We start from the raw sequence: 12,291 nt of genomic DNA, 5'->3' as shown, positions 1-12,291 counted from the left end.
TGAGAAATTGCCGCCAACCCTGCCGCCGTGCCGTGCGTGGCTGGTAGCGTCGGCCGTATTGGACCATTTGAGGAGGATGCATGAAAGCTTCACCGACACTGACCAACAACCTGCAGGCTGTCCTGGCGGACCTGATCGAACTCCACGTTCAGGGCAAGCAGGCGCACTGGAACATCGTGGGCACCAACTTCCGCGACCTTCACCTGCAGCTTGATGAAATCGTCGACGCTGCACGTCAGTTCGCCGACGACACTGCCGAGCGCATGCGCGCCCTGCATGCGCTCCCGGACGGCCGCAGCTCCACGGTTGCCGAAACCACCAGCCTGGCCCAGTTCCCGGACGGGCTGATCAGCACTGCGGATGCCATTGAGCGGATTGTTGCCGCCATGGAAGCCGCCGTGGGCACCATGCGCAAAGTCCATGACGAGGTGGATGAGGAGGATCCCACCTCCGCGGACCTCCTCCACGAGTTCATTGCCCGGCTGGAGCAGTTCGCCTGGATGGTGCAGGCGGAAAACATGAAACCCACCGCCAAGGTAACCGCCGCCGACTCCAAGTAGCGGCAGCCACCTTCCATTGGCCTGGCGCCCTTTGCAGGGGATCCCCTCTGTAAAGGGCGCCTTTTTTGCTGCCCTAGCCGTTAGGCCGCTTTCGGCACTTTCCGCAGCACGACGGCGGCGAGGACTGCCGCCGTCGCCATCAGTACCAGCCCTATCGCCGCAGTGATGTGCACTCCGGAATCAAACGCTGCGGCCGCAGCTTCGCGGACGACCTCCGACAGGGAGGAAGGCAGGAGGTTTGCTGCTTCCACTGCGCCTGCAAGCGTTTCCCTGGCACTGTGCAGGGAGGATGCGGGCAGCATGCCGTCCAGTCCCGCGGGCAGCCGCAGGTTCTGCTGGTAGGACGCTGTCAGGATGGAGCCCAGTACCGCGGTGCCCAGCAGCGAGCCAACCTCGTAGCCCGTTTCGGAGATCGCAGCGGCGGCGCCCGACTTCTCGGGCGGGGCGGAGCCGAGGATGAGGTCGTTGGAGATGGTTTCGGCTGTGCCCACGCCCAGCGCCAGGACCAGGAGGGCCGCCAGCAGCAGTGAGGGCCCGCCGTCGTGGTTCCCGAAGGCCACCATGGTGTAACCCGCAGCGCTGAAGGCCAGCCCCGCCGCCACCACATATCCGGGGCGGACCTTGCGGACCAGCGGCACCACCACCAGGCCGGCCACCACCGTGGCGGCCAGTGCCGGGATCATGGCAACGCCGGCAGCGGACGGGGTCAGGCCCTCGAGGAGCTGGAGGTGCTGGGCGAGGAACAGGATGAACCCGTTGAAGGAGAACAGGGCAAGGATGTTGGCGCTGATGGCCATGCTGAAGACCCTGTTCCGGAAGAGGGACATGTCCAGCAGGGGGTGCTTCAGCCGCTGCTGCCGCTGCACGAACACCACTCCCATCGCCAGGCCAAAGGCGATGGTGCCCAGGCCGGCAGCCCCAGGACCTTCGGTGGCAACCGCCTTGATCCCGTAGACAACGGGCACCATGACCAGCATGGAGAGCAGGATGCTGGGGATGTCCACCTTGCCGGGCGCCGGATCCTTCGATTCCGGAATGAAGGCCGGTCCAAACACCAACAGGGGGAGCATGAGCGGGACTGCCACCAGGAATATGGCGCCCCACCAGAAGTGCTGCACCAGCCATCCGCCGAAGATCGGCCCCAGCGCCGCGCCGCCGGAGAATCCGGCAGCCCAGATGGCGACGGCCAGCCTCCGGCGGTTGGGCTCCGGGAAGATGTTGCGGATCAGTGACAGCGTGGAAGGCATCAGCATGGCACCGAAGAATCCCAGGGCGGCACGGCCGGCGATGAGCCACTCCGGTGCGGGGGCAAAGGCGGTGGCAACGGAGAGCCCGGCAAAGCCGATGCTGCCAAGGATCAGCAGCCTCCGCCGCCCAATCCGGTCGCCAAGGCTTCCCATTGATACCAGCAGCCCGGCCAGCACCAGGGGATAGGTGTCAACGATCCACAGAAGCTGCACGCCGCTGGGCTGCAGGGCCCGGGCGATGGCCGGCAGCGCGAACGTCAGTGCGGTGTTATCCACCGCCACCAGCAGGACGGGAAACATCAGCAGCCCCAACGCCAGCCAGTCACGCCACTGTGAGCGTGTGGTGGTGCTGTCCGCCGGCGCGGGCGCGGAACTTTTGAAGGAAATTGCCATGCGATAACTATACCGTCCAGACGGTATAGTTTGAAAACCTTCGTGTTTCCGTTTTTCAGCCTTATGGAGGGCATGATGGAAGGCATGCCCCGAAAGCCTGTTGCCCGTGATGCGGTCCTAGACGCCTTCGAGTCCCTGCTGATCGAAGTCGGGGAGCGGGCCGCCACCCTCGACGCCGTGGCCCGCAAGGCCGGGGTGTCCAAAGGCGGCCTCCTGTACCACTTTCCCAACAAGGAAGCGCTCATAGCCGTGCTGCTTGACCGGTTGGAGGGCCTGGCCCGTGAAGACGCTGACGCGATGGCCGCGGCGGCTGAAGGCGCTGCAGCGTACTTCATCCGTTCCTCCGTGTGGGCGGATACGCCGCTGGACCGTGCCATCGTGGCCGCCACAAGGCTTGCGGAGGTGGCCCATGAAGAGACACGGCGACGGTTTGCTGCCATCCAGCAGCGCTGGCTGGATGAGATTGCTGCCGATGTTGGACCCGGGCTGGCCAAGGCGGTCCTCTACATGGGGGACGGGCTGTACTTCAATGCCATGTTGTCCGTTGCCCCCGCACCGGCAGGGGGAGCGGCCGCTGATGTGGAGGAACTCCTGGCGGCCTTGGAACGGCTCCGGAGGTAGCCCCGGCTATTTGCCGGGAGGGGTTGCCGCGTAGGACAATAGAAAGTTGTCAGGGCTGTCACCGGCCTTCACGATCCAACAAATGAATAGCCTTTGATCTGCGGCGGGAGAGTTCTGCCGAAGTACAGGCAGGCGCCGTAGGAGCAAATCCTCCCCAGGAATCTCGCAGGCCCCTGTACCGCCGCGGCGAGGCGCCTCTGGAAAGCAGCAGGCAGTCCACCTTCCTTTGGGGCGGTAAGGACTGTTGTGTTCACCGACGGTGCAAGCGGGTCCTGCCCAGGCAGGCAACGCGGAAACTCTCAGGTCCAATACAGAGCGGGGAGGAACCCTAATAGCTGTGGCGTACCCTGCGCCGCCTGAGTAAATGGAGTTCCTTCGTGTCGGTTACCCCAGCCTCCACCACCTTCGTCGACCGCCATATCGGCGCCCGCCGCCAGGCCGACGTCGACGTCATGCTCAAAGCCGTAGGCTACGACTCGGTCGATTCCCTGGTTGACACCGCGGTTCCCAAGGTCATCCGCCAGGAAACCGCCCTTCGCCTGCAGGACGCCCTCAGTGAGGTTGAAGTCCTCACCGAACTGCGGAAGCTTGCCGCGAAGAACAAGACGGCAGTGCAGCTCATCGGCCAGGGCTACTCCGACACCGTGACTCCGCCGGTGATCCGACGAAACATCCTTGAGTCGCCGGCCTGGTACACCGCCTACACCCCTTACCAGCCGGAAATTTCGCAGGGCCGGCTCGAGGCGCTGCTGAACTTCCAGACCATGGTGCAGGACCTCGTGGGGCTGCCCATTGCCAACGCGTCGCTGCTCGATGAAGCAACCGCCGTGGCTGAGGCCGTGTTGCTGATGCGCCGCGCCAACAAGACCAAGCCGGCGGCCGACGGCAAGACCGTGCTGGACATCGACGTGCTCCCGCAGACCATCGCCATTGTCAAGGGTCGCGCGGAGGCGCTCGGCTTCGAGGTGGAGGTCGCCGACCTGTCCAAGGGCCTTCCGGAGGGCGATATCAACGGTGTCGTGCTGCAGCAGCCCGGCGTTTCCGGGCGGGTCTGGGACCAGTCCGCCGTGATCGCCGCGGCGAAGGAGCGCGGTGCCCTGGTCACGGTGGCCGCGGACCTGCTGGCCCTGACCCTCATCACTCCGCCGGGTGAGCAAGGTGCGGACATCGCCGTCGGCTCCGCCCAGCGGTTCGGTGTTCCGCTGTTCTTCGGCGGCCCGCACGCCGCCTACATGGCTGTGCGCAAGGGCCTGGAGCGTTCGCTTCCCGGCCGCCTGGTGGGCGTGTCGAAAGACGACGCCGGCGTTCCCGCCTACCGTCTGGCGCTGCAGACCCGCGAGCAGCACATCCGCCGCGAGAAGGCCACCTCCAACATCTGCACCGCCCAGGCCCTGCTGGCCATCGTTGCCTCCATGTACGCGGTGTACCACGGCCCGGACGGGCTGAAGGCGATCGCCGAAACGGCCCATGGCCACGCCCGTACCCTGGCGGCCTCCCTTGCCGCCGCCGGCGTTGAGGTCCTGCACAAGAGCTTCTTCGACACCCTGACCGTCCGGGTCCCCGGACGGGCTGCCGGCTTCATCGCCGACGCCGAGGCGCGGGGCATCAACCTGCGCAGCGTCGACGCCGACACCGTCGGCATCGCCCTCGATGAAACCACGACGCCGGCCATCGTCGCCGAAGTTGCCGACGTCTTTGGCGCCCCGGTTGCCGAAGGCCGAAGCGAGGACCAGGGCTTTGGGCTGGAGGCCGCCGTCGGGCGTTCCTCCGACTACCTGCAGCACCCGGTCTTCAACACCCACCGCTCCGAAACCCAGCTGCTGCGCTACATCCGTAAACTGTCAGACCGGGACCTGGCGCTGGACCGCACCATGATCCCGCTGGGCTCCTGCACCATGAAACTGAACGCCACGGCAGAGATGGAAGCCATCTCCTGGCCCGGGTTCGCCTCCATCCACCCCTTCGCCCCGGACTCCCAGACCGAAGGCTGGCGGGAGCTGATTTCCGGGCTGGAGGCGGATCTTGCCGAGATCACCGGCTACGACCAGGTGTCCATCCAGCCCAACGCCGGTTCCCAGGGCGAGCTCGCCGGGCTGCTGGCGATCCGCGGCTACCACCACTCGCGCGGCGAGGCCCAGCGCAACGTCTGCCTGATCCCGGCCTCGGCGCACGGCACCAATGCCGCCTCGGCCGTGCTCGCTGGCATGAAGGTCGTCGTCGTCGCCACCGCGTCTGACGGCACCATTGACCACGACGACCTGACGGCCAAGATCGAAGCCCACAAGGACGTCCTGTCCTGCATCATGATCACCTACCCCTCCACCCACGGGGTTTACGACGGCGACGTCCGCGACGTCTGCGACGCCATTCATGCTGCCGGCGGCCAGGTCTACATCGACGGCGCCAACCTGAACGCCCTCGTGGGCCTGGCCCAGCCGGGCAACTTCGGCGGCGACGTGTCCCACCTGAACCTGCACAAGACCTTCTGCATCCCGCACGGCGGCGGCGGACCCGGCGTCGGACCCGTTGCCGCCAAGGCCCACCTGGCCCCCTTCATGCCGGGCGATGCGAATAAAGCTGCGCATGAGGCTGGGCACGGTGTTGCGATTTCCGCATCCCGGTTTGGCTCCGCCGGAGTGCTGCCGATTTCCTGGGCGTATGTGAAGCTGATGGGCGGCGAGGGCCTGACCGAGGCCACCAAGTCCGCGCTGCTGGCAGCGAACTACGTCGCGTCCCGGCTGAACGAGTATTTCCCGGTCCTCTACACGGGTGAGGGCGGGCTGGTGGCGCACGAGTGCATCCTGGACCTGCGGGAACTGACGGCCAAGACCGGGGTTACCGCCGAGGACGTGGCGAAGCGGCTGATCGACTTCGGCTTCCACGCCCCCACCCTGTCGTTCCCGGTTGCGGGCACGTTGATGGTGGAGCCCACCGAGTCCGAGGACCTGGCCGAGATCGACCGCTTCATCGAGGCCATGATCAGCATCCGAAAGGAAATTGACCAGGTGGCCAACGGCGACTTTGCCGTGGCGGACTCGCCGCTGCGCCGCGCACCCCACACGGCGGCAGCCGTCGTCAGCTCTGACTGGGACCGCGCCTACCCCCGCGAGCAGGCGGCGTTCCCTGCCCACCACAAGCAGGACAAGTACTTCCCGCCCGTGGGCCGGATCGACGGCGCCGCCGGCGACCGGAACCTGATCTGCTCCTGCCCGCCGCTGGAAGACTTCGAAAACTAAGGACCGGCACCATGACCGAGAAATACACGGCGCTTTACGACGAGCACAAAAAGCTCGGCGCTTCCTTCACGGACTTCGGCGGCTGGCAGATGCCGCTCAAGTACAGCTCTGAACTTGCCGAACACCATGCTGTGCGCAACGCGGCCGGCCTGTTCGACCTCTCCCACATGGGCGAAGTCTGGGTCACCGGCCCCGACGCCGCCGCCTTCCTGGACTACGCCCTGGTAGGAAAGATCTCCGCGATGGCCGTGGGCAAGGCCAAGTACTCGCTGATCTGCAATGAGGACGGCGGCATCATCGACGACCTCATCACCTACCGCCGCCCCGCTGCGCAGGATGGTACCGACGTCTTCCTGGTGGTCCCCAACGCGGGCAACGCCACCGTGGTCGCCGCAGCCCTGCAGGAGCGGGCGTCGGGGTTCGATGTTGAGGTGGAGGACGCCTCAGCCCGCACTTCGCTGATCGCTGTCCAGGGTCCCAAGGCCCAGGAACTCCTGCTGCGCCTGGTCCCGGCCGCGCAGCATACCCTGGTGACGGAGCTGAAGTACTACGCGGCCGTCAGCGTTCCGCTCCTGGTGGGTGGCGCCGGCAAGGAACTGCTGCTTGCGCGTACCGGGTATACCGGTGAGGACGGGTTTGAGATCTTCGTGGACAACGACGATGCGCCCGCCCTCTGGCAGGCTGTGATCGCCATCGCCGACGACGGGGAACTGACACCGGCAGGTCTCGCCTCCCGCGACTCCCTCCGCCTCGAAGCGGGGATGCCCTTGTACGGCAACGAACTGTCGCTGCAGGGCGACCCGTTCGCCGCAGGCCTGGGCGCCGTCGTCGCACTCTCCAAGGAAGGCGACTTCGTCGGCAAAGCCGCCCTGGCGGCCAGGAAGGAAGCCGGCGCCGGCAGCACCTCCGGCCGCCGCCTCGTGGGGCTCAAAGGCCAGGGCCGCCGCGCCGGCCGCGCGCACTACCCTGTCCTTAAGGACGGCACCACCGTCGGTGAAGTCACCTCCGGCCAGCCGTCACCCACCCTGGGCTACCCCATCGCCATGGCCTACGTCGACGTCGAATACTCCGCACCCGGCACGGCCCTCGACATCGACCTCCGCGGCAAGGCCGAACCGTTCGAAGTCGTCGAGCTGCCGTTCTACAAGCGCGTCAAGTAGGGTGCGTCTCCGTGGTCACCTTTCGCCCGGAGGGACAGTGGCCACCTTCGGGGCCGGCGGACCGGACATTTTCACGCGTGCTGCTCCTTCGTCGCTTTGACGCACGCTTTCGAAAAGTCCGGCTCCGCCGGCCCCTCCTGCGCGATCGTTGTCGGCCTGTTCGTTTGGGCACATAGGTGACCCGCCTCCGGAGTGGGGGGGCATCCGGCAGCGTGCGTCTAAAGGAGCGTCACGTCCGCGCAGCGGGCGTCTTCGCGACCGAGCACGCAGAGGATGTCCTGCCCGCTCCACCCCAACCACCCGTATTAGTTAGGACTACCCGTTATGGCTGTTGGAGTCTTTGACCTGTTTTCGATCGGTATTGGGCCTTCGTCGTCGCATACTGTGGGGCCGATGCGGGCTGCTGCCGTTTTTGCGGAGGAGCTCAAGGCTTCCGGGGTGCTGGCTGGGGTGGCGTCGTTGCGGGTGGACCTGTACGGGTCGTTGGCCGCGACGGGGCATGGGCATGGGACGATGACCGCGGTCCTGCTCGGGTTGGAAGGGTTTCACCCGGAGTTGATCCTGCCCGACGAGGTGGAGGAGCGGCTGGCTTCGATCGCTGAGACCGGGACCTTGAACCTCGCTGGTGCGGTGCCGTTGCCGTACGGGGTGAAGGACATGGTGCTGCGGCCGCTGACCGTCCTGCCGCGGCACACGAACGGGATGACGTTCACGGTGTCCGACGCCGGCGGCCAGGTTTTGCATACGGCGACGTTCTTCTCGGTGGGTGGCGGGTTCATCGTCCGCGAGGGCGAGGAAGACGCCGCGCAGCAGGAACTGGACGCGTCCAAGGAGGAACTGCCGCTGCCCTTCCGCACCGCGGCGGAACTGCTGGAGCACTGCCGGAGCACCGGTCTGGGCATCAGTGACGTGATGCTCGTCAACGAGAAGGCGTCCCGTACGGAGGAGCAGATCCGGGAGGGTTTGCTGCATATCTGGTCGGTGATGGAGGACTGCGTGGCCACGTCCCTGAAGCGTGACGGGGTGCTGCCCGGGGGACTGAAGGTCCGCCGCCGCGCCCCTGACTGGTATGACCGGTTGAAGAAGGAAAGTTCACGGCCGGACGGTGAGGGCCAGGACGAGGACTTCTATGACCCGAAGTATTGGCAGGAGTGGGTTAACTTGGTCGCGCTGGCGGTCAATGAGGAGAACGCCTCCGGCGGCCGGGTGGTCACTGCACCCACCAACGGAGCGGCGGGGATCATCCCGGCGGTGCTGTTCTACGCCCTGCACTTCGCCCCCGGCATGGACCAGGCCAGCCAGGAGGACCGGGACGGTGTGGTGGTCAGGTTCCTGCTCGCCGCCGGCGCCGTCGGGGTGCTCTACAAGGAGCAAGCCTCCATCTCCGGGGCCGAGGTGGGCTGCCAGGGCGAGGTGGGTTCCGCGTCGTCGATGGCCGCGGCGGGCCTGGCCGAGGTGATGGGCGGGACCCCGGCGCAGGTGGAGAACGCCGCCGAAATCGCGATGGAACACAACCTGGGCCTGACCTGCGACCCGATCGGCGGGCTGGTCCAGGTCCCCTGCATCGAACGGAACGCCATCGCCGCCGCGAAAGCGATCAACGCCGCGAAAATGGCCCTCTGGGGCGACGGCACCCACCGCGTCTCCCTCGACGAAGTCATCATCACCATGCGCGAAACCGGCAAGGACATGAGCTCCAAATACAAGGAAACGGCCAGGGGCGGCCTCGCCGTCAACGTCGTCGAATGCTGACCGGCAGCAAACCTGTCCCGCATGCCGGCATTGCCCGCGTAGTACCCGGCACCTAATTGTGCGCTGCGGCCCACCAGTTAAGGCTGGCCGCGAACACCAGCCATGACACGTACGGGAGCAGGAGCAGCCCGGCCGTGCGGCTGACAGGACCGAAATACAGCACCGTCACCGCCACGGCGGCGATCAGGGCCAGGATGAAAACCAGCCCCAGCCACAGGGCTGGCGTGCCGAGGGCGGGGTAGAGGGCAAAGAACGTTGGGGTCCAGGCAAGATTCAGGACCAACTGGATGCCGTAAGCGGCCATCGCCCGCTGTGTCCCGGTGGTGCGCTTGCGCCATACCAGCCACGCGGCGACGGCCATTGCCGTATAGAGGACGGTCCAGACGGGACCAAATACGCCGTTGGGCGGGGACCAGGGGGCCTTGTCTGCGGTGGCGTACCAGCCGCTGACATTGGCTGCCGAAGCCAGGCCCCCCAGTGCCGCCACCAGCAGGGACGCCACCAGGAATCCGATGAGCGCGGCCACCTGGATCCGGGGGCTGTAGGGCTGCCTGCCGCTTCCCGTGCGGGCTGTGGTCGCTTCCCCGTCCGGCCTCATGTGCTCAACCCTTGTTCAACGCCAACAGCGGCGTCAAGCCGGCACTCAGCACGGCGGATGGCAAGCTGTCCAACCGTGCGGGGAAAAGCCGGAAGCACATCAGGCTTTAGACTTGAGGCTGCATGTCCGCACGCATCCAGAAGTACAGAAACCGCGCACAGACCCGATTGGACAAGGCCCCCTTGCGACAATTCACCGCACGTTTTGCCACCGCCGAGGAAATTGAAAACTGGGACAAGCACGTCACGGCCAACCCGAACGGCGGCAACATGCTGCAGTCAGCGGCCTATGCATCGGTCAAGAACGGAAGCGGCTGGAAGGTCCGGTTCCTGGTGCTGGAAAGCGACGGAAGCGCCAGCTACAACCTGGTGCTGGAGAGAAGCTTCCCCGTCCTGGGACGGTTGTGGTACCTGATCAAGGGCCCCGACCTGGCGGCTGCAGCGGACCTTGGAAGCGCCCTTGAAGCCTGTGCGTCCTTTGTCCGCAGCCGGAAGCTGAACGTCTTCACCATCAAAGTGGAACCGGACATCATCGATTCCGACGAAGCGCAAAAGGAATTGCGCGCGGCCAACCTGGTCAAGGCGCCCAACATCCAGTCCAACGACTCCACCGCCCTGCTGGACATCTCGGGCTCCGAGGAGGAAGTGTTCAAAGCCATCTCCTCGCGCGCCCGCAACGCCATCCGGCGCGCCGAGCGCGAGGGCTGCCAGGTGATCCGCAAGGAACAGGGACCTGAAACCTACCGCGCCCTTTACGACCTGATGGCCAACACGGTCAACGCCAAGGGATCCATGCCCCTGCGCAGCTACGACTACTACGCACGGTTCTGGGACGAGTTCTGCAACCGCGGGCAGGGCAATTTCTTCTTCACCTATGAGGACGGAAAGCCCAGCGTGGGCGCGTTCGTCATCAACTACGGTGCCAAGGCAACCTACAAAGACGGCGGTTCCACGCAGAACCGCAAGCAGTACGGGGATTCGCACCTGGTGCAGTGGGCCGCCATCCGGAGGATGCAGGAACTCGGCTGCACGGAGTACGACTTCTGCGGAACCCCGCCGGCTGCGAGGATTAAGGACAAGACCCACAACCTCTTCGGAATGGGCATGTTCAAGACCAGCTTCACCAAGACAGTCACCGACTTCGTGGGCTGCCACGACTACGTCCTGTCCCCGCTGCGGCACCGGTTCTGGGTCAACGGCGGCGAAAAGGTCTTCCGCCGCATCGAAACCGCACGGACCGGCCAGCAGTTCTACTGACCTGCCGCCGAGACACCCGAAAGCCGCCGCGACCCCGCCGGCCCCGTACGCATCCGTGCGGCCCGCCCCCGAACACCGTCCGTCCAGCGCGCGCCCACCAGGCCGCGAAGAGTCCAGAAGAAGGTCATCCCTTGAATCCAGTTTCCGCCGCTACCGGGCTTGAGTACGCCAACCTCAGTGACGCCGAATTTGAGGCCTTCGCCCTTAAGCACCCGCAGAACAGCTTCCTGCAGTCCATCGACTTTGCCCGTTTCCAGCGCTCCCGCGGGCAGCAGGTGGAACTCTTCGGGGTCCGGCGCGACGGGGAACTCGTGGCGGCAGGAAAGCTCAACTACACCACAACCCGCCTGGGCTACACAGTCTGCGAATGCGCCAAGGGCCCCCTCATGGACTACACGGACCGTGAATTGATGAGTGCCGTCGTCGAACTTCTCCGCAAACACGCGGCAGGCCGCAAGGCCGCTGAACTGCGCATCTCGCCGAACGTCAGGTACATCGCACGCGACGCTGACGGCGCCGAGCACCCCGACGTCGAGGACAACCGGCCGCTGGTGGCCGACCTGGAACGGCTGGGGTTCCGGCACCAGGGCCTGGACATGAACTTTGTCAACGTCAACTGGATGTTCATCAAGAACCTCGTGGGCATCCAGGACGCCGAGGAACTGATCATGAGCACCAGCTACCGGACCCGCAAAGCCATCCGCAAAGCGGAAAAGAACGGCGTCTTCCTGGAACAGGCCACCCTGGAAACCCTGGACGATTTCTATGGCGCCTTGAGCCGGGCCGGTGACGAAAAAGGATTCGTCTACCGCGAACGCGAATACTACGAACACCTGCTCCGCATCACCTCGGCGGAATTCACCAAGCTGATGATGGCCAAGATCGACATCCCGGCCTACCGGAAATCCATCACCGAGCGCCTGGCAACAGAGTCCGCCACCGCAGCCGATCTCCGCCGTGAGGTTGAAGAAACCGGCAGCAAGAAGAAAGCCAACCGGCTCAAAGTGGTCCAGGACCTGGTGGACAGCTACGAGCGGAGCCTGAAGGACATCGAAAGGTTCCCCGACTCCGTAGGGACCGCCACCGTGGCAGCCATCCACTTCGTCTGCTACGGCGATGAGGTGGTGTGCGTTATCGGCGGCACCGTCCAGGATTACATCTACTTCAACGGCGCCACGTCCCTGTACTGGGGGATGATGCTGCACGCCCTCGATAAGGGATACCCGAGGTACAACTTCTACGGAACCTTCGGCATCTCCGGCCAGGACGAGGAAGGCCACGGCGGCTACGAATTCAAGAAGGGATTCGGCGGGGAGGTGGTCCAGCTGGTAGGTGACTTCGTCCTGCCGGTACGGCCCGCCGTCTTCCATGCCAACCGGCTCGCCAGGTCTTCGGCGGCGGCCGCCCGCACGCTGCTGGGCAAGCTGCCGCTGAAGCGTGCAGCCTGACCGTCCGTAAACCGCGTACA

At 65.6% G+C, this 12,291-nt stretch carries 9 protein-coding genes and 1 riboswitch; of the genes, 7 read left to right on the top strand and 2 right to left on the bottom strand.

The genetic code is table 11. The annotated features are described in order from the left end of the window. Window positions 1-80 precede the first annotated feature (80 nt). Entirely contained in the window at window positions 81-560 is a 480-nt protein-coding gene (locus Q9R31_RS16345) for a Dps family protein (RefSeq protein WP_306632365.1), read from the top strand. A gap of 80 nt (window positions 561-640) precedes the next feature. Here Q9R31_RS16345 and Q9R31_RS16340 read toward each other — a convergent pair whose 3' ends face one another. Continuing rightward, the gene (locus Q9R31_RS16340; protein WP_311263758.1) at window positions 641-2,200 is read right to left on the bottom strand and encodes an MFS transporter; all 1,560 of its coding nucleotides are present in this window, start codon (window positions 2,198-2,200) and stop codon (window positions 641-643) included. An 84-nt stretch (window positions 2,201-2,284) separates the two neighbouring features. On the opposite strand from Q9R31_RS16340, the gene Q9R31_RS16335 reads away from it, so the two are divergent. The 4 genes from Q9R31_RS16335 (at window position 2,285) to Q9R31_RS16320 (ending at window position 8,969) form a co-directional block, all read left to right on the top strand. Next, a complete protein-coding gene (locus Q9R31_RS16335; RefSeq protein WP_056332186.1) occupies window positions 2,285-2,821 on the top strand; it encodes a TetR/AcrR family transcriptional regulator in 537 nt (178 codons plus the stop codon). A 94-nt stretch (window positions 2,822-2,915) separates the two neighbouring features. After that, a riboswitch (glycine riboswitch) is annotated at window positions 2,916-3,012 on the top strand. 186 nt (window positions 3,013-3,198) lie between these two features. Continuing rightward, on the top strand, window positions 3,199-6,057 hold the full coding sequence (gene gcvP, locus Q9R31_RS16330; RefSeq protein ID WP_311263757.1) for an aminomethyl-transferring glycine dehydrogenase: 2,859 nt from the start codon (window positions 3,199-3,201) through the stop codon (window positions 6,055-6,057). A gap of 11 nt (window positions 6,058-6,068) precedes the next feature. After that, window positions 6,069-7,217 carry a glycine cleavage system aminomethyltransferase GcvT gene (gene gcvT / locus Q9R31_RS16325; protein WP_311263756.1) on the top strand — a complete coding sequence of 383 codons (1,149 nt, stop codon included), beginning with the start codon at window positions 6,069-6,071 and terminating at the stop codon, window positions 7,215-7,217. A 324-nt stretch (window positions 7,218-7,541) separates the two neighbouring features. Then, complete coding sequence (locus Q9R31_RS16320; protein ID WP_311263755.1) at window positions 7,542-8,969, top strand: L-serine ammonia-lyase; 1,428 nt, start codon at window positions 7,542-7,544, stop codon at window positions 8,967-8,969. Between the two features lie 52 nt (window positions 8,970-9,021). Here Q9R31_RS16320 and Q9R31_RS16315 read toward each other — a convergent pair whose 3' ends face one another. Then, window positions 9,022-9,567, bottom strand: coding sequence for a TspO/MBR family protein (locus Q9R31_RS16315; RefSeq protein ID WP_311263754.1), 546 nt, complete (start codon window positions 9,565-9,567; stop codon window positions 9,022-9,024). A 122-nt stretch (window positions 9,568-9,689) separates the two neighbouring features. Between Q9R31_RS16315 and Q9R31_RS16310 the strand changes: the two genes are divergently transcribed. Next, a complete protein-coding gene (locus tag Q9R31_RS16310; protein ID WP_311263753.1) occupies window positions 9,690-10,823 on the top strand; it encodes a peptidoglycan bridge formation glycyltransferase FemA/FemB family protein in 1,134 nt (377 codons plus the stop codon). Window positions 10,824-10,954: 131 nt separating this feature from the next. Continuing rightward, window positions 10,955-12,271, top strand: coding sequence for a peptidoglycan bridge formation glycyltransferase FemA/FemB family protein (locus Q9R31_RS16305; protein WP_311263752.1), 1,317 nt, complete (start codon window positions 10,955-10,957; stop codon window positions 12,269-12,271). Window positions 12,272-12,291 lie beyond the last annotated feature (20 nt).

This window comes from Pseudarthrobacter sp. BRE9 (assembly GCF_031844305.1).
Lineage (GTDB): Bacteria > Actinomycetota > Actinomycetes > Actinomycetales > Micrococcaceae > Arthrobacter.
The sequence above is the reverse complement of the archived record's forward strand: the minus strand, read 5'-3'. Positions and strand labels throughout refer to the sequence as shown.

Excerpts from the sequence above, each read along its gene's own strand:
- Q9R31_RS16345 (WP_306632365.1), top strand. The coding sequence starts at position 81 with ATGAAAGCTTCACCGACACTGACCAACAACCTGCAGGCTGTCCTGGCG.
- Q9R31_RS16340 (WP_311263758.1), bottom strand. The coding sequence starts at position 2,200 with ATGGCAATTTCCTTCAAAAGTTCCGCGCCCGCGCCGGCGGACAGCACC.
- Q9R31_RS16335 (WP_056332186.1), top strand. The coding sequence starts at position 2,285 with ATGCCCCGAAAGCCTGTTGCCCGTGATGCGGTCCTAGACGCCTTCGAG.
- gcvT (WP_311263756.1), top strand. The coding sequence starts at position 6,069 with ATGACCGAGAAATACACGGCGCTTTACGACGAGCACAAAAAGCTCGGC.
- Q9R31_RS16320 (WP_311263755.1), top strand. The coding sequence starts at position 7,542 with ATGGCTGTTGGAGTCTTTGACCTGTTTTCGATCGGTATTGGGCCTTCG.
- Q9R31_RS16315 (WP_311263754.1), bottom strand. The coding sequence starts at position 9,567 with ATGAGGCCGGACGGGGAAGCGACCACAGCCCGCACGGGAAGCGGCAGG.
- Q9R31_RS16310 (WP_311263753.1), top strand. The coding sequence starts at position 9,690 with ATGTCCGCACGCATCCAGAAGTACAGAAACCGCGCACAGACCCGATTG.